20 protein-coding genes and 1 pseudogene are annotated in these 16,784 nt (G+C 63.1%); 9 read left to right on the top strand and 12 right to left on the bottom strand.

The annotated features are described in order from the left end of the window. Positions 1-25: 25 nt before the first annotated feature. The 4 genes from V3C33_03675 to V3C33_03690 all read right to left on the bottom strand — a co-directional run bounded on the left by V3C33_03675 (position 26) and on the right by V3C33_03690 (position 2,328). Positions 26-352 (bottom strand): hypothetical protein, encoded by a 327-nt coding sequence (locus V3C33_03675; protein XAS68429.1) that lies wholly within the window; start codon positions 350-352, stop codon positions 26-28. Next, positions 349-843, bottom strand: a complete 495-nt coding sequence (gene ispF / locus V3C33_03680; GenBank protein XAS68430.1) for a 2-C-methyl-D-erythritol 2,4-cyclodiphosphate synthase — start codon at positions 841-843, stop codon at positions 349-351. The genes V3C33_03675 and ispF overlap by 4 nt, the downstream gene beginning before the upstream one ends. Before the next feature lie 33 nt (positions 844-876). Then, positions 877-1,692 (bottom strand): 2-C-methyl-D-erythritol 4-phosphate cytidylyltransferase, encoded by an 816-nt coding sequence (ispD, locus tag V3C33_03685; protein ID XAS68431.1) that lies wholly within the window; start codon positions 1,690-1,692, stop codon positions 877-879. Between the two features lie 153 nt (positions 1,693-1,845). Then, complete coding sequence (locus V3C33_03690; protein XAS68432.1) at positions 1,846-2,328, bottom strand: CarD family transcriptional regulator; 483 nt, start codon at positions 2,326-2,328, stop codon at positions 1,846-1,848. 270 nt (positions 2,329-2,598) lie between these two features. On the opposite strand from V3C33_03690, the gene V3C33_03695 reads away from it, so the two are divergent. After that, positions 2,599-3,135, top strand: coding sequence for a hypothetical protein (locus V3C33_03695; protein ID XAS69634.1), 537 nt, complete (start codon positions 2,599-2,601; stop codon positions 3,133-3,135). Positions 3,136-3,262: 127 nt separating this feature from the next. Here V3C33_03695 and V3C33_03700 read toward each other — a convergent pair whose 3' ends face one another. Together V3C33_03700 and V3C33_03705 are read right to left on the bottom strand one after the other, a co-directional pair. Beyond that, positions 3,263-3,943: a response regulator transcription factor gene (locus tag V3C33_03700; protein XAS68433.1), complete on the bottom strand. Its 681-nt coding sequence runs from the start codon at positions 3,941-3,943 to the stop codon at positions 3,263-3,265. After that, positions 3,940-5,160, bottom strand: a complete 1,221-nt coding sequence (locus V3C33_03705) for an ATP-binding protein (GenBank protein ID XAS69635.1) — start codon at positions 5,158-5,160, stop codon at positions 3,940-3,942. Before V3C33_03705 ends, V3C33_03700 begins: the two co-directional genes overlap by 4 nt. A gap of 208 nt (positions 5,161-5,368) precedes the next feature. Between V3C33_03705 and phoU the strand changes: the two genes are divergently transcribed. Beyond that, positions 5,369-6,031 carry a phosphate signaling complex protein PhoU gene (gene phoU, locus V3C33_03710; protein XAS68434.1) on the top strand — a complete coding sequence of 221 codons (663 nt, stop codon included), beginning with the start codon at positions 5,369-5,371 and terminating at the stop codon, positions 6,029-6,031. Between the two features lie 70 nt (positions 6,032-6,101). On the opposite strand, the gene V3C33_03715 is transcribed toward phoU, so the two are convergent. After that, positions 6,102-6,848, bottom strand: a complete 747-nt coding sequence (locus tag V3C33_03715) for a phosphoglyceromutase (GenBank protein XAS68435.1) — start codon at positions 6,846-6,848, stop codon at positions 6,102-6,104. Positions 6,849-6,912: 64 nt separating this feature from the next. Here V3C33_03715 and V3C33_03720 point away from each other — a divergent pair, with 64 nt between their 5' ends. Next, entirely contained in the window at positions 6,913-7,761 is an 849-nt protein-coding gene (locus tag V3C33_03720; GenBank protein XAS68436.1) for a class I SAM-dependent methyltransferase, read from the top strand. A gap of 61 nt (positions 7,762-7,822) precedes the next feature. On the opposite strand, the gene V3C33_03725 is transcribed toward V3C33_03720, so the two are convergent. Next, entirely contained in the window at positions 7,823-8,185 is a 363-nt protein-coding gene (locus tag V3C33_03725) for a DUF2516 family protein (GenBank protein ID XAS68437.1), read from the bottom strand. Between the two features lie 9 nt (positions 8,186-8,194). Next, positions 8,195-9,412, bottom strand: a complete 1,218-nt coding sequence (locus V3C33_03730; protein ID XAS68438.1) for an aminotransferase class I/II-fold pyridoxal phosphate-dependent enzyme — start codon at positions 9,410-9,412, stop codon at positions 8,195-8,197. A gap of 90 nt (positions 9,413-9,502) precedes the next feature. Between V3C33_03730 and tmk the strand changes: the two genes are divergently transcribed. From tmk to V3C33_03755, 5 genes and pseudogenes are all read left to right on the top strand, one after another. Further along, positions 9,503-10,159: a dTMP kinase gene (gene tmk, locus V3C33_03735; protein ID XAS68439.1), complete on the top strand. Its 657-nt coding sequence runs from the start codon at positions 9,503-9,505 to the stop codon at positions 10,157-10,159. Next, positions 10,156-11,298 (top strand): DNA polymerase III subunit delta', encoded by a 1,143-nt coding sequence (locus V3C33_03740; GenBank protein ID XAS68440.1) that lies wholly within the window; start codon positions 10,156-10,158, stop codon positions 11,296-11,298. The genes tmk and V3C33_03740 overlap by 4 nt, the downstream gene beginning before the upstream one ends. A gap of 24 nt (positions 11,299-11,322) precedes the next feature. Beyond that, positions 11,323-12,894, top strand: coding sequence for an alpha/beta hydrolase (locus tag V3C33_03745; GenBank protein XAS69636.1), 1,572 nt, complete (start codon positions 11,323-11,325; stop codon positions 12,892-12,894). 198 nt (positions 12,895-13,092) lie between these two features. Then, a complete protein-coding gene (locus V3C33_03750) occupies positions 13,093-13,323 on the top strand; it encodes a hypothetical protein (protein XAS68441.1) in 231 nt (76 codons plus the stop codon). Between the two features lie 517 nt (positions 13,324-13,840). Continuing rightward, positions 13,841-14,050: pseudogene (locus V3C33_03755) on the top strand (IS630 family transposase). Between the two features lie 193 nt (positions 14,051-14,243). On the opposite strand, the gene V3C33_03760 reads toward V3C33_03755, so the two are convergent. From V3C33_03760 to V3C33_03770, 3 genes are all read right to left on the bottom strand, one after another. Then, on the bottom strand, positions 14,244-14,882 hold the full coding sequence (locus V3C33_03760; GenBank protein ID XAS68442.1) for a DUF4352 domain-containing protein: 639 nt from the start codon (positions 14,880-14,882) through the stop codon (positions 14,244-14,246). A 156-nt stretch (positions 14,883-15,038) separates the two neighbouring features. Then, the gene (locus V3C33_03765; GenBank protein XAS68443.1) at positions 15,039-15,332 is read right to left on the bottom strand and encodes a hypothetical protein; all 294 of its coding nucleotides are present in this window, start codon (positions 15,330-15,332) and stop codon (positions 15,039-15,041) included. A gap of 115 nt (positions 15,333-15,447) precedes the next feature. Beyond that, on the bottom strand, positions 15,448-15,927 hold the full coding sequence (locus tag V3C33_03770) for a transposase (GenBank protein XAS68444.1): 480 nt from the start codon (positions 15,925-15,927) through the stop codon (positions 15,448-15,450). Between V3C33_03770 and V3C33_03775 the strand changes: the two genes are divergently transcribed. Continuing rightward, positions 15,882-16,631, top strand: coding sequence for a hypothetical protein (locus V3C33_03775; protein ID XAS69830.1), 750 nt, complete (start codon positions 15,882-15,884; stop codon positions 16,629-16,631). The two genes, V3C33_03770 and V3C33_03775, sit on opposite strands and share 46 nt — an antisense overlap. Positions 16,632-16,784 lie beyond the last annotated feature (153 nt).

The raw sequence follows: 16,784 nt of genomic DNA on the forward strand, positions 1-16,784 counted from the left end.
GATTAGCCGATGCAGGTTCAGACGCTTATTTGCAGACTTCGCCGATCCGGTTGTTCTGTTCGGTGAGCTGGGCGGTCTGCTCGGCGCTCTTGGTTCCGAGCGATGTGCCGGCCACCTTTTTCATGACGTCCGCCATTTTCTGGATCGGGTCGGCCAGCTCCGGGGCCACCTTGTCCGCCACGTCCTGGTAGTGCTTGGCGATCTGGTCCGCCTGCTGCTGCTGGTTGCCTGTGGGCACAAAAGTGTCGTTGTTCAGGAAAGTGCAGCTCTCCTGAACGCTCATTTTCGGCGTTCCGGCACAACCGGTAAGCAGGAGTCCTGCAATCACGACGGCGGCAAACAGCTTTTTCACGCGTGGTCTCCTTCGCGGCATACCAGCGCAGTTGCTACGGCCGAGATGCCTTCGCCTCGGCCGGTGAAGCCGAGTCCGTCGCTGGTGGTGGCGGCGACGCTGACGGGCGCGCCGGCGGCCTCGCTCAGGACTCGCTGCGATTCCTCGCGGCGCGGTCCGAACTTGGGTCGGTTGGCCACGAACTGCACGGCAATGTTGCCGATTTCGAAGCCCTCGGCCCTGACGATCCGGGCGGCCTCAGCCAGCAGTGTGGCACCGGAAGCCCCTGCGAGTTCCGGCCGGTCGGTGCCGAAGTGGGTGCCAAGGTCCCCGATTCCGCAGGCCGAAAACAAGGCGTCCGCTGCCGCGTGGGCCACGGGGTCGCCGTCGGAATGGCCTGCGAGGCCGCGCTCTCCATCCCAGAACAGGCCCCCCAGCCAGAGCGGCTGGGGCTGGTCCCTCGGAGCGTACGCGTGGACATCGATGCCGATTCCGGTCCTCGGAAGATTCATGGTTTCAGCCTTCCACACTCTGACCGCGCATGCTCAGCCTTCTACCCAACGGACGCCCAGCGGGCCCTCGAGCAGGCCTTCGGCGATGATCAGGTCAAGCGGGGTGGTGATTTTCAAGGATTGGGTGGCGCCGTGGACGGCGTGTACCGGAACGCCGAGCAGCTCCACCAGCATGGCATCGTCGGTGACGGAGGCAGACTGGTGGTCATCGAACAAGGCCGCGGCCTCGTGGGCGCGCCTCAGGGTGGCCAGATCGAAGCCCTGCGGCGTCTGGACGGCCCGCAGTTTCTCCCTGGGCGCTGTTCCGGTGACCAGCTCAGGGGCGATCCGGGCGTCGTCGCCCTGTGTATCCGCCACCGTCTTGACGGTGTCCACCACCGGGATGACTGGGATGACCGCAACTGCTCCGGCGGCCAGCGCCTCCACCACCCGGTGGAAGACGGACTCCGGGGTAAGCGCCCGCGCGGCATCATGGACCAGTACCGCTTCGATGCCTTCCTGCAAGGCTGCAAGGCCAGACCTGACGGAATCCGAACGGGTGGACCCGCCGTCGACCACAGTGATGACGGGATGCAGCGCCGGCTTGCCTGAATGCCCGGCGTTCAGGTTTGCCTCGAGTTCCGCTACGAATGAGTCACAGAGCCCGCGCAGCCCGGTGTCGCCCTTGGGCACTGCCACACAGATCTGACGGGCAAGCCCGGCTGCGGCAACTCCGCGCAGGGCATGTGTGAGCATGGCTTCACCGCCCAGCGGTACCTTGGCTTTGGGCATTCCGTAGCCCAGGCGTTCGCCGGAACCTGCGGCCACCACAATGACGGCGGTGACGGGGCGCGTTGATGGACTGTTCATGGGTATAAGCCTACTTTCCATCCCAACCGACTTACCCAAACCGGGTAGCAGCACACGTCGTTTTGGGCGCTCAAAACAGCGTCTACTGCTACGCAGCCGGGGATTTTGGGCAAAAAGAACCCCGGCAGCACTCTTGCCACCGGGGTTTAATTCTTAGGAAGCCAGAACTTCGTCGAGAACGCTTGCAGCCTTCTCTTCGTCCGTCTTTTCAGCCAGTGCCAATTCTGAAATCAGAATCTGACGGGCCTTGGCCAGCATACGCTTTTCACCTGCGGAAAGGCCCCGATCGTGATCACGGCGCCAAAGGTCACGAACGACCTCTGCAACCTTGATGACGTCACCGGAAGCAAGCTTCTCCAGATTTGCCTTGTAACGACGTGACCAGTTGGTGGGTTCTTCAGTGAACTCGGCCCGCAGCACCTCAAATACGTGCTCCAGACCTTCTTTGCCCACTACGTCCCGGACCCCAACAAGGTCAACGTTCTCTGCTGGAACTTCAATGGTCAGATCACCCTGAGCCACCTTGAGCTTGAGATACATCTTCTCTTCGCCCTTGACAGTGCGCATCTTGATTTCTTCAATTTTTGCAGCACCGTGGTGAGGGTAAACTACTGTCTCGCCGACCTCAAATACCATGTGGACTTTCCCCTTTCCCGCAGACCAGTTTATCACGATTCGGGCATATGACTGTCGCCGTTTGGGGTCAGGAACCGCATGAATACGCGGAAAATGACGATAATCGACCCTCCGGGACCCCTTGACGGATGCGGACAATAGTGCATTGAACGACTACTGCCAAGGGCAATATGTACGGCCGGAATCCTTGTTTAAGCCCGTTTATGGATAGGCTATGGCTGAATAATGTTTCGAGACTCTCGAGGAGTAAGTGACGTGCGTTTCACTGCGATGAACCGGGGCCAGCGCGGCAAGCTGGCATTGGCAACGGCCGCCCTTGGCGTCAGCCTGCTGACCGTGACCGGCTGCGGCTACATCACCCCACAGCAGACTACTCACCAGTACGCTGCCTCGGACGGCATCCGCACAGATCTGGGCCCCCTGCAGCTCCGCAACATCCTGATCATCTCCGCCGGAAAGGACAAGCCGGGCCGCGTCATCGGTGCCGTGTACAACTCGTCCTCCAAGGATGTGAAGCTGACCATCAGCGGTGCATCCGGCTCGCAGACCCAGGTTTCCGTCAAGCAGAAGTCCTACACCCTGCTGAACGAGTCCACTGATGCGGCGATCCTCAGCACCACAGGCGGTGATCCCGGGTCCCAGGTCGAGGTAAGGATCGCTGAAGACGGCACTAACCTGGACAAGCCCATTGGGGTGCCCGTTTTGGACGGCACGTTGGATTCCTACAAGCAGTATCTGCCGGCCGAAAGCGAACCGGCCCAAACGAGCTCACCGACGCCGTCGCCGACGTCGAGCGCCAACCACTAGCGAGCGCCAACCACTGGCGGAGGACCGTCCGCCAGTGCGGCTCACCGGCCGCTATCACAGCATAAAAGGAGGGGCTCCCCGGCGGGGAGCCCCTCCTTTGCGTTTGCTGTCCTGTCTGGCTGCCGGTTTACGGCTCGAACTTGTAGCCAAGTCCCCGGACGGTGACGAGGTATCGAGGCACCGAGGGGTCCGGTTCGATTTTGCTGCGGAGCCTCTTCACATGGACGTCGAGGGTTTTGGTGTCGCCCACATAGTCGGAGCCCCAGACACGGTCGATCAGCTGGCCGCGTGTCAGGACGCGGCCGGAGTTGCGGAGGAGCATCTCCAGAAGTTCAAACTCCTTGAGCGGCAGGGATACCTGTTCCCCGCCCACACTGACCACGTGGCGCTCGATATCCATACGTACCGGACCTGCCTGGACGGTGGAGGAGATCAGTTCCTCGGGCTCGCCCTGGCGGCGCAGGACAGCGCGCACACGGGCCACGAGCTCGCGGGAGGAATACGGCTTGGTGACATAATCGTCCGCACCAAGCTCCAGCCCCACCACCTTGTCGATTTCCGAATCCTTGGCGGTAAGCATGATGACCGGCACGCTGGAACGCTGGCGAAGCTGGCGGCAGACTTCGGTGCCGGACAGACCCGGGAGCTGCAGGTCCAACAACACGAGGTCGGCGCCGTTGCGGTCAAACTCTGTGATGGCGTCCAGGCCGTTGTCCACAACCCCGACCTCAAAACCTTCCTTGCCCAGCAGATAGGACAACGGGTCGCTGAACGATTCTTCGTCCTCGACAATAAGAATCCTGCTCAAGCGCTAGCTCCTTGTTCGTGGACGCCGGCGGCGTCGTGTCGTTGAATGGCTTTTGGCCGCCCGGAGGTAGAGCGGGGCGCTGGTTCGTCGTTCTCCTCCTGCCCTTCCATCTCCGGAAGCCGCAGTGTAAATGTTGATCCCTGCCCCGGCTGTGACCAGAGGGTCACTTCGCCGCCGTGGTTGGAAATGACGTGCTTGACGATGCTCAGGCCCAGCCCGGTTCCGCCTGTGTGGCGCGACCTCGCTGCGTCCACCCGGTAAAAGCGTTCGAAGACCCGTTCCTGGTCCTCCGGGGTGAGCCCGCCGCCCTGGTCCGTCACCGACACGGCAATGAGGCCCTCTTTGGCGCGGACACCGATACCCACCCGGGTGTTCTCCGGCGAATACCGGATGGCGTTGTCAATCAGGTTCCGCAGGGCCGTGACCAGCAGGTCCTGGTCGCCGTAGACCATCGCATCCACCCGGCCGCCGATGACGATCTCGATGTTTTTGCTCTCGGCCGGCAGCTGCGAACGATCCACCGCCTCTGTGATCACGGTGTTGATGTCGACGGGGTGGCCCTGCTGTGCGACATTTGCCCCCTGCAGACGGGACAGTTCAATGATGTCCTGCACCAGCGCGGCCAGGCGGGCTGATTCCTTGTGCATACGCTTGGCAAACCGGCGCACGGCTTCTTCATCGTCTGCCGACGATTCCAGCGCCTCCGCAAGGAGCGAGATGGCTCCCACAGGGGTTTTGAGTTCGTGGGACACGTTGGCCACAAAGTCGTTCCGGATCTCCTCGGTGCGGGTGATCTCGGTGCGGTCATCAGCCAGGAGCAGGATGTATTCCTCGCCAAGCATGGCTGCCCGGACCTGGACAATGATGGTTCCCTGGCCCAGGGGACCGCGCGGGAGTTCCAGCTGCTTCTCGAGGATGACGCCGTCCCGCCGGACCCCTGCCGTCATGTCCAGAAGCTGTTTGTGGACCACGGTGTGGCCGCGGACCAGGCCGTAGGCATAGGCGCCCGGGCTGGCACGCACCACGCCGTCGATCGCGTCCACCACAACAAACGCCCGTCCTACGACGGCAAGCACCTCAGCGGCGCCGGCAGGCAGAGCGGGTTCATCGAAATCGACGTCCACCAGCTTCCGCTGCTTTTCGCTGACCCTGAATGCGAGCACGCCAAAGATGCCGAACGACAGGCCGATCAGGCCGGCGATGACACCAACGAGCATAGGATCCACGGCTCCAGCTTATGCCGTCAGAAATGCGGCAAGGGTGCATCTGCTGCGAATCGGCGGCCGGTTCAGCTAACGTTCACCTATTGGTGCCTAACAGTTCACCCGACGCTGGCAGAGTTACCAGTTGGACTGCCGGAACTGTGACATGAAATCTGCCTGCCACCCAGGTGACCGGCAGGATTTCCAAGGAAAGGACGCATACGTGCGTAAGGTTTTTCAGGAGGAGCTCACCCAGGTGGGTGACCAGCTCATCGAAATTTCAAGACTCGTCAGCGAAGCTATCGACAAGGCCACAACATCCTTCCAGGTTGCGGACGTTGACCTCGCACAGGATGTCATCGCGGCGGACGCCCGGATCGACTTCGTCCAGAACAGCCTCGACGAGCGCGCCATCGACATCCTGGCCCTCCAGGGACCTGTGGCCAGCGACCTCCGGATGATCGTTGGCTCCCTCCGGATGAGCGCCTCGCTGGAACGCATGGGGGATCTGGCCCGCCACATCGCCCAGCTGGCCCGGCTGCGCTACCCGTCCACCGTGATCCCGGCATCCCAGACCGAGACCTTCAGGAAGTTCGCCGAGCTGGATCTGCTGATCGCCACCAAGCTCACAGAACTGCTTGAGACCCGCGACCTGGAAGTGGCCCGCGAAATTCTCAAAGCGAACATTGCCGTTAACGATCTCCACCTGAGCGTCTTCAAAGCCATCGCGTCGCCCGAATGGGCAGAGTCTCCGGCGACGACTGTGGACGTGGCGCTCGCCAGCCGCTACTTCGAGCGGTTCGCGGACCACGGCGTTTCCGTCGCCCGCAAGGTCACCTATCTGGTCACCGGCGAATGGCAGCCGCAGAGCCTCGGCGAAGGATAACCGCCACAGCAAGACGCACGACGGCGGCCTGTCACCCAAAGCGCTTGGGGACAGGCCGCCGTCGTAGGTTCTATTTTTTGCCCTGGTTGGCCACTGCCAGGATGGCCTCGGCTGCTGCTGCTGGATCCAGGTAGGTGCCACCCGGATTCAGCGGCTGGAAGTTCTCGTCCAGATCGTAAACCAGCGGAATGCCGGTGGGGATGTTCAGGCCGGCGATGGAATCGTCGCTGATGCCGTCGAGGTGCTTGACGAGCGCGCGCAGGGAGTTGCCGTGGGCCGTGACCAGGACGGTCTTGCCGGCTTTGAGGTCCTCCTTGATATCGGATTCCCAGTAAGGCATGAGCCGGACCAGAACGTCCTTGAGGCACTCGGTGCGCGGCACGGCGTCGCCGATATCGGCATAGCGCGGGTCCCCCACCTGGGAGAATTCTGCGTCGTCAGCCAGTGGCGGCGGCGGGGTGTCGTACGAACGGCGCCACTCCATGAACTGCTCTTCGCCGTACTCGGCGAGGGTCTGGGCCTTGTCCTTGCCCTGCAGCGCGCCGTAGTGGCGCTCGTTCAGGCGCCAGTCGCGCTTGACGTCGATCCAGCCGCGGTCGGCCTTCTCCAGAGCCAGGTTGGCGGTGTTGATGGCCCGCCTCAGGCGCGAGGTGTAGAGGATGTCCGGGAGTACATTGTGCTCTACCAGCAGCTCGCCGCCGCGGACGGCCTCCTCGCGGCCCTGGTCGTTGAGGTCAACGTCCACCCAGCCGGTGAACAGGTTCTTGGCGTTCCAGTCGCTGTGGCCGTGGCGCAGCAGAATCAGCTTGTAAGTCATGATTTTCATCCTAGCCGAGCGACCGCACACCGCGCCTAGCGTTACATTCCCATAGGCTGGGGCCGTGGTGCAGAAAGCTGAACGGGTTGTGGCCCCCCAGACGTCCGGCAAGGGCAGGTCCGGGAGTGGCAGGTCCGGCAAGCCGGTGGGAAACGTCACCAGGGGCACCACCAACCCGAACCGCATGCGCCGGCTGGACCGCTGGCTCACCGGACCGCAGGCCTGGCGGCTACGGTCGGCACCTGACCCTCTGGTGATCGATCTGGGCTACGGGGCATCGCCGGCCACCGCCGTCGAGCTCTTTGAACGCCTGTCAGCGATCCGCCCGGATGTGCGTGTCTGCGGGATTGAAATCGAACCGGAACGGGTCCGGGTGGCCAAGGCCCTGGAAAGGCCCGGACTGAGCTTCCAGGTGGGCGGCTTCGAGCTCCCCGTACCGGGGAAACCCGTGCTGGTCCGCGCCTTCAACGTGCTCCGGCAATATGAGGAAGCCGATGTGGCCGGGATTTGGCGGCTGGTGCAGAGCAGGCTGGCGCCGTGCGGACTCTTCATCGACGGCACCTGCGACGAAATCGGTCGGCGCGTCACGTGGGTTGCCCTCGACAGCGAGCGGCCGCTCAGCCTGAGCCTGTCCATGCGGTTCGGAGGCTTTGTGCTTCCGTCGGAGATCGCCGAGCGGCTGCCAAAGGCCCTGATCCACCGCAATGTCGCGGGTGAACGGATCCATGCGCTGATGCAGGCGATGGACCGGGCATGGCTTGGGTCAGCGCCTTTGGCGTCGTTCGGGAACAGGCAACGCTGGACCGCCATGTGCAAGGCACTGCTCGACGGCGGCTGGCCGGTTCAGGACGGGCCGTCGCGTTGGCGCCTGGGGGAACTTACGGTCGGCTGGGAGGCCGTGGCACCGGACTAACGGTTCGACCGGTTCAACCACCGGGCTTCAACCACGGGCTCAGCCACCGGCGTGGCGCTGGTTACCAGGGGCCGTAGGGGCCCACGTTGCGGCTGCCGCCGCGGCCGGTGTCCTTCACGGCCGGCCGCACGTCAGCCAGATAGACGGAGGCCGCCACCACCGCAGCCAGTCCGAAAAGTCCCAGCGGGCCGAAAAGCCCGCCGCTTCCACCGAGACTGCCCCATACAGCCAGGACCCCGATGGCGAACCCGCCACAGGTCAAGCCAAGCCAGAATGTTTTGGTGCGCTTACCCGTCGCTTCGAAGGCATTCGCCTTGTGCCGGAGGCAGTCGAAGAAAGCCCATGCCTCCAGTGCAAGGGCAACGAGGCCCAGGACGAAGTACACGCCTGTTTCGACATAAAAGATCATGAGTTTTCCGTCCACAACCCCAGCCTAGCCGTCCAGCGCGTTCAGGGCCTGCTCCAAATCGGCCCAGAGGTCCTCGACGTTTTCGATCCCCACGCTCATCCGGACCAGATTCTCCGGAACGCTGAGCGGCTCGGCCGTGTGCCGCCGTCGTCGTTCAATGAGTGACTCAACCCCGCCCAAAGACGTGGCGGGCAGCCACAGCTGCAGCGCACGGACCAGCTTGTCCGCGGCGTCGGCGCCGTCGAGTTCGCCGGCGGGGGCAATCTGGACGCACAGAATGGAACCGAAGCCCTTCATTTGCGACCTGGCGCGCTGGTGCCCGGGATCCGTGGGCAGCCCGGGGTAGCGGATGCTCTCGATCCGCGGGTGCCCGCTCAGACGCTCCGCCAGAACCGCTGCGGACGCCTGCGAGCGCTCGATCCGCAGGGCCAGCGTCCGGAGTCCGCGCAGGGCAAGCCAGGCCTCGAAGGGGCCCGCGATCCCGCCGTGGATGCTGCGGTGGTGCAGCAGGGCTTCGCGCAATTCCGCATTGGATGTCACCAGAGCGCCAAGGACTACGTCTGAATGCCCGGACAGGTACTTGGTCACCGAGTGAAGAACGACGTCGGACCCCAGGCTCAGGGGCTGCTGCACCAGGGGCGTGGAGAAGGTGTTGTCGGTGACCACGATTGCGCCCACTGCGTGCGCGGCAGCCGTGAGTGCGGGGATGTCCGCGATGCCCAGCATGGGGTTGGTGGGGCTCTCCAGCCAGAGCATGCTGGCAGGCTTGCCCGATGTGCCGGCGGATTTGCCCGGGGCGTCGGGAACGCCGCCCGCGAGCTGTTCCTTGACCGCGTCGGTGTCCGCGATGTCCACTGTGCGGAGTTCAAGGAAGCCCTTCTCCGCCAGTTCCGTCGCCATTACCAGGGATCCGGCATAGCTGTGCGAAGGCATCACCAGCACTCCCCCGGCGGGAAGAAGCGACAGTGCCGAACTGACTGCGGCGAGGCCGGAGGCATACAGCAGGCCCGGCAGCGAGGCACCTTCCAGCTGGCCCAGCGCATCCTCAAACGGATCCCAGGTGGGGTTGGAGTAACGGCCGTAGCCGCGGTCGCCGTCGCCCAGCGGTCCCGTGCCGAAGTATGTGGAAGACAGCACGATGGGCGGATTGACCGGCTCATCGCGTTCGCGGGGCGGACGGCCGGCGGCCACTACTACCGTTTCAGCCGAGAGGGAGGCTGCATGCTGTTCGGAAAGACTCATGGGGAAAGCGTACGTCGCGGCCCTGCGCCGCCGGAAAGCCGTTACGGGCTGCAGGGCAATCCTGTCTGTGATTGTCGGTAGGCTAGTCCAGTGACTACCCAGAGCCCCGGACTTTTCATCGCGTTTGAAGGTGGCGACGGCGCCGGAAAGTCCACGCAGGCGTCCCAACTGGCCGAAGGCCTCGAATCCCGCGGTCTGAAGGTACTCCGGACACGCGAACCGGGCGGGACCCCCATCGGCGAAAAACTGCGTTCCCTTGTGCTGGACCACGGCCACGGCCACATTGATGCCCACACCGAAGCCCTCATCTTCGCCGCCTCGCGTGCCGCACACGCCAGCCAGGTCATCCGCCCCGCGCTGGAACGCGGCGAAATCGTTCTGACTGACCGATACATCGATTCCTCGGTGGCGTACCAGGGTGCCGGCCGCGATCTGGGCACGGACGCAGTCCGCAAGCTCAACGAGTGGGCGACCGCGGGGCTACAGCCGGACCTCACGGTTCTCCTGGACGTCGAGCCGGAGGACGGGCGCCGCCGCCGGACCGCCGGGGACACCGCGGAGGACCGGATGGAGTCGGAGGCTGACGAGTTCCATACCCGGATCCGCCACGCTTTCCTGGAGCTCGCGCGGGCGCGCCCGGACGCCTATCTCGTGCTGGCGGCACGGCTCCCCGTTGCCGATCTTGCTGCCCGGATCCTGGCCCGGGTGGATCAGCTCCTGGCCTACCGGCACGGGACCGCCACATGACCGTTTGGGACGATCTCCAGGGCCAGCCCGCCGTCGTTGCGCAGTTGCGCCAGGCCTCAGAGGGCGACGGCCTCACCCATGCCTGGCTGTTCACGGGCCCGCCCGGATCAGGCCGTTCCAACGCGGCCAAGGCGTTTGCCGCCGCGCTGAACTGCGACCAGCAGGACGTCTCCCTTCGCGGCTGCGGCGGGTGCGCTGCGTGCAGGACCATCCTGGGCGAAACGCATTCGGACGTCACGTTTGTCCGCACCGAAAAAGTAACCATCACCATCGACGAAGCCCGGGAGCTGGTGTCCAAAGCGGGCAACCGGCCATTGTCGGGACGCTGGCGGATCATCGTGGTGGAAGACGCGGACCGCATGGCCGAACGCACCACCAACGTGCTGCTTAAGGCCATCGAGGAACCTACCCCCCGCACCATCTGGATGCTGTGTGCGCCGTCGCCCGCCGATGTCCTGGTGACCATCCGATCACGCTGCCGTGCGGTGGCCCTGCGGCTTCCGCCGGCCGCCGACGTCGCGGCTTTGCTGGTAAAGCGCGACGGCGTGGATCCGGTTCTTGCGGAACGTGCAGCCCGCGCTGCGCAAAGCCATGTGGGGATTGCCCGCAGGCTGGCCCGCGACGCTGATGCCCGGGAACGGCGGCTGGAAACAGTCCGCTTCCCACTGGGGCTCAGAGGCGTCAGTGCAGCCGTGATGATGGCCGAAAAACTGGTGAAGATTGCGACGGAGGAAGCCAACAGTTCCAACGATGAACGTGACGCTGCCGAGAAGATCGCGCTTCTGGCCACCCTCGGCGCCCCGGAGTCCGGGACGTTGCCGCCGGCCATGCGGAGCCAGGTCAGGCAGCTCGAAGACGACCAGAAGCGCCGGGCTAAACGGTCCATAACCGACTCGTTGGACCGGACGCTGACTGATTTGCTGTCCTTCTACCGCGACGTGCTGGTCATCCAGATGGGGAACGCCGTCGAGCTGGTAAACGTTGAGTTGAGGGCAGAGCTGGTGGACTTTGCCGGCCGTTCCGCGCCGGAAACCACCCTCATCCGGATGGACGCCATCAACAAAGCCCGCAAACGGATCACCACCACCAACGTTGCACCGCTGTTGACCGTTGAGTCCATGGCTGCCAGCCTGATCTAGCCCTATTCCTAGGAGAACCGCATGATGTCTGCACGACCCCTGCCCGCACGATCCCGCGCCGCGGCGATCGGAGTGCGGACCGCTGGCGCCATGGTTTTGGTCATGGTGCTGGCGTCGTGCAGTTTTCTGGGAACTTCCAAGGACGATTCTTCCAAGGGCAACTCCACCGGCCAAGCCGATCCGTCCATCGCCGCCGCCGCACCGGAAGGACTCAAGGACTTCTACACGCAGCAGGTTGTCTGGGAGCCCTGCGAGGGCGAGTTCCAGTGTGCCAAGGTCAAGGTTCCGCTGAACTACGCGAAACCGGACGGCGACACCATCGAGATCGCGGCCCTGAAAGTGGCCAGCACCGGCAAGAAGACGGGCAGCCTCCTGGTGAACCCCGGCGGCCCGGGCGCATCGGGCTATGACTTCGTCAGGGACGCCGCCGGAAGTCATTTCTCGGACAAGGTGCGTGCCAAGTACGACCTCGTGGGTTTCGACCCCCGCGGCGTCAAGCGTTCGGCTCCCGTCACCTGCATGACAGACAAGGAACGCGACGACGCCCGGGCAAAGAACTACGCTCTGGATACGGACGCCGGACTTGCATCCGCGCTGTCCGACAACAAGGCCATTGCGGCCAAATGCGCCCAGCAGACCGGTCCGGTACTGGCCCACATTGATACCCTCAGCGCGGCCAAGGACCTCGATGTCCTGCGCGCCGTGGTCAACGACGCCAAACTGAACTACCTGGGCTACTCGTACGGAACGTTCCTCGGTTCCACCTATGCTTCCCTCTTCCCGGACAACGTGGGCCGGATGGTCCTTGACGGCGTCCTGGATCCCTCCATCAGCAACGAGGACCTGACCAGCGGCCAGGCCAAGGCGTTTGAAAAGGCCATCCGCGCGTACGTGGCCGATTGTCTCCGGGCGAACGGTTGCCCCCTCAGCGGCAATGTGGATGATGGCGTGCAGCAGATCCGCGACGTCATCAACTCCGTCAACGAGAACCCGCTCGCGGCCAAGGACGGCCGGGTGGTGGGCGGCAACCTCTTTGTCAGCGGTCTCATCACTCCGCTGTACAACGACGAGAGCTGGCCCGCCCTGACCCAGGCGCTGGACTCAGCCATGAGCGGCGACGTCAGCCTGATGCTACGTCTGGCGGACCTCGGCGCCGACCGTGAATCCAACGGAAAATACTCCTCCAATTCGACGTTCGCGTTCACTGCCATCAATTGCCTGGACTACCCCATGGTCACCGACACCGCCGGCATGCGGGCCGAGGAAGCGCGGCTCCGGCAGGACTCCCCCACGCTGGGTTACTTCTTTGCGTACGGCGGCACCAACTGCGCGGACTGGCCGTACAAGAACCTCCGGACCCCCGCCCCGGTGAAATACACGGGCGACTCCCCGATCGTGGTGATTGGCACCACCGGGGACCCCGCCACACCCGTTGAGTGGGCCGGCTCCGTCCGCAGACAGCTCGGCAACGCCTCCCTGCTGACGTGGAAGGGCGAAGGCCACACCGCTTACGGCCGGTCCAACAGCTGCGTCGGAGACGCGGTGGACGGCTACCTCGTCGACGGCACGGCTCCGGCGGACAACAAGGTCTGTTGACGCGTTCCAGCCGCTGATCCGGGGCCTCAAAACTTGACCAATTTGCCGCCCGCTAGAGGTGGAACCGTCTAATTCACTGGTCCGGTCACCGGCCTGGGTGCCAAAGTGGTCAGCCGTTGAGCCCTGTGCCGTTCCGGTGGGCCCGGATTGCCTCCTGTTGTCCCGGCGCCGGTCCCGCTTAATGGCTTTGGTCTCAAAGTGAGAGCTTCCGTCCAGCTCAACAATCAAAAACCCCTCGACGACGAAGTCCACCTCGCCCACGGCATCCAGTTGCACGTGCTGCTCGAAGCGGAGGCCTGCCTGGCGGAAGTACATGGCGGTGAGGGGCTCGAGCAGCGAATCCGCTTTCCGTCCGATGTGATCCAGCACTGCCCTGGACCGGCCGTTGCGGCTGCCCGGCAGCCTTGCCCGCAAAAACTCGACCGTTGAATCCCCCCGGGTGACGGCGCACTGGACCATGATCAGAGATTCCGGCGCGGGCAGACACTGCAGGGCATGAACCAGCACATCTGCCAGACGCCGCTGTGACCGTGTGCAACGCTCAACAGCTGTGCACTCCCAGGCAGGCTCAGCACTCCTCTGGCAGGAACGTGGACAAGACCGGGGCTGACGGTCAGGCGCAAGGCCCAGGCGGAAACAACGTCAGCAAGGAGATCTTGACGCCGGGCGCTTCCGCCACGCTTCCCCAGTGCAACAAGAAGTTCCATGGATTCACTCCGCAGGGCCGGCTGCACCTTCGCACAGTCCGGGTTGGCGTATGTGGATATCCAACGCCTTGTGGGTCCTCACCTCAGGGCTAATGCAAGGGGACCTTAAAGAAACGAAGCCCTGCCCCGGAGAACTTCCGGGCAGGGCTTCGTTTTGTTGATTCGTTGCGCTGCCGGATTGCTACTCCGGGACCACCTACTCCGGAACCACCAGCGCCGGCGTGTCCTGACGGATGGTTTCGCCCTGGAAGAACCCGGTCGAGCGATGGTTCCGGGAACTCACCGACAAAGCCCTGCGGCGCGGCGCCTTCCACTCCGTGCCGGATCTGATCTCAGCGATCGAGGAGTACCTCGCCGTCAACAACAACCAGCCCAAGCCCTTCGTCGACAGCATCCTCGAAAAAGTTGCCCGCGGCCGCGTCTCACTCGAAGCCGTTAAGCAAAACTGAGACAGACCACTAGGAGTCCTTTCATTGGCCAGCTGAAATATCCGGCGTGGAGATGCGGAGATTCCGAAGTCTGCCAGGTCCGCGGGAGCCTGTGCTTTCAGGAGCGAGGCCAGCCTCCAACGCAGGCCAACCTCAAACGGATGGTAAGAAAAGAGGGGCCCCGATAGACTCGGGGGCCCTCTCCTCAACGGCGTCAGTGGTTATTGATCCAAGCAGCACGATCGGAAAAGAACGAGAAGACTGGCTGATAGAGCACAACAAACTGGCCTGACTCGGCATTCTTGTTGTCAAAGCAGACATCACCGCTTGCTGTTCCACCCGGAGCGATCTCACCACTGCTGAGCATGTTCTTACTGCCTGAGAAGCCAGTGGTCACGATAGTGCCTGAGGGGGTTTGCAGTTTCCAATCGAAGGCATTGAAATTGATAGTTTCCTTCGAGCCATTGCTCAGGGTAGTGGCAGTGCAAAGAGTTGCAGCAAACGTTGCATCACCGTTAGCGATTGGGGCAGACGTAACCGTTGCATCGCCGATCTTGAGGGCGGCGCCCGCTTGTCCTACGACATCGCCCTTCTTAGCGCCCGGGAAGGCTGCCGCCGCTTCCGTCGCAGGTGCTGCGGCCGATGCTGGCGGGGAAGAGTTGACACTGGGCGCAGGCTCTTTCTTGCCCGCATTAGCCACTATAGTGATGACTATTATCGCGACAATGATCAGCGGGAAAAGGAAGCGCTTCTTCTTGAACCACGGCCGCGATGCCTTGCGATATGCCTTGTCCGCTGCGGCTTGGGCTTTGGCGCCACTCTTGGCGTCCGGCACGCTCTTATTGTCTGCCATTGCGGTTCCTGTCTAACTCGTTTGACTGATTTCCCTGGGTGGTTTCTCCGCCGTGCCGTGTCACTGAAATGTGGCCTGGCAGTCCAGATGACAGATTAAGAGAAACTATAGGCTCAATTTGCCCGGTCGGCACCCATGGCAGATGTCCCGCCAGCGTCAATTTAGTCCGGCACCAAACGAGATGATCGTGGGATCAGGTGAGCTACGCACGGCAAAATCAACTTCAGAGAATGCTGCCCCCGCGATAGTGGACTTGGCGGGCACCAAGAACGCCCAGGTCATAGGAGACTCAAAACCCGGCTGCAGCTGGGCATTGCATTCTGGGTTGTCCTTGATTTTGTAAAGACTCTCAATGGGGCTGTATACCTGCGAAGACCCGTTGAAGACCTTGATGTCAATGGGGAAGCTGCAGGTCAAATCTATCGGTGCCTTCGCGTTGTTTGTGACCAAGGCATTGACAATTATGTATTTCCCGCCAGCCTGGGCCGGTACGTCCTCGTACCTTTCCCAGCCAGTGCCTGACCTGTAGTTTGAGGTGTTGAGCGGTACAGTCGGTGAGGCAGGGCTAATGCAAAGTCGTGGGTAGTGGGTTGATTCTGGCGAGTTTGAGGGCTCGTTTGGCGTCTCTGGCGGTGTGTCGGGTGGCTTTGGCGATGTTGGTGATTTTCGCTATCCGGTAGAGGCTGATGATGAGGTTTCGCAGGGACGCCATGAGCCGGGGAGCATTGCCGGACCTGACCATGGACTTGTCTTCCAGGAAGACCACGTCACGGACCCAGTGGAGCCGGTTCTCGATGGTCCAGTGACCTTGCACAAGCGTGTTGAGCTCTGCGGCGCTGGTGGTCTCCACCGGCAGGGACGTGATGATGTACACCGTCTCAACACTCCACTTTTTACCCTTGAGTTTCCGGGACCTGCGGGTGATCTGGGCTCCCTGGGCGGAAAGAGGATACCGGCATCGATGGTGACGACCTTGATCGCCCGGGAACCGGTGCGGCCATGGCAGCGGTGCTTCTGCCTGTTGCCAACCGGGACGTCCTCCCACGGCAGTTCTTTCAATTGCCGTTGCAGGGCACGCTGGTTGCCTTTCACGGTGAGCACGTAATGGGCTCCGCGGCCATGGAGGTATTCCGCGTGGGAGCGTTGGGTATGCATCGCGTCGGCCGTGACCACCACGTCCTTGAGGTTCGTGATGGTGTTCAGAAGGTCCTCGAAGCGGGTGATTTCATTAGTCTTGATGCCGACGTCAACCTGTCCCAGAACGGTGCCGGCTCCGTGGTCAACGGCGGCCACCAAGTGGACCCGGTCACCGCCACCGTTCTTCGCCCCGCGGACTTCCTTCCCATCCGCGGCAATGGCCTGCGGTTTCACTTGGGCCATGACCCAGGCGCCCAGGGCGGTGTCGAAGGCATCTCCGTCCACCCGGGCCAGCACCCGCTGGATGGTCGTCATATGCGGGACAGTGACGCCGGCCCTGGCCAAGGGTTTGCGTCCCGTGTCGGCGGCCCACTCAGCGATCTCGGCAAACGACTTCGCCCCGGCAAGCATGGCGCAAACCGCCAAAATCAGGATTCCCGCCAGCCCGTACCTGACGCCCCGGCGCTTCCGAGGATCCGGAACGGAAGCAAGGACTTCCCGCATCGTCCCCGGCGTCAGCGACGACTTCACCGGCTCCGGAATGACCTCCAACTGGCGGGCAATGGTATTGATAGGGGAAGATGGCATGAAGGAACTCCTGGTACACAGTGATCTAGACAATCACCCTGTTTAACAGGAGTTCCCCTACTTTAAAAGCACGCACTGGGCGCGTGTCATCGCCAGCCTGCCGGACCCACCCCACTACTTTGCATTAGCCCTGGTCCTCACCTATTGACCATTTTCGAGCCGGCCGACCGTCAGCTT

The sequence above is a fragment of the Micrococcaceae bacterium Sec5.7 genome (assembly GCA_039636785.1).
Lineage (GTDB): Bacteria > Actinomycetota > Actinomycetes > Actinomycetales > Micrococcaceae > Arthrobacter.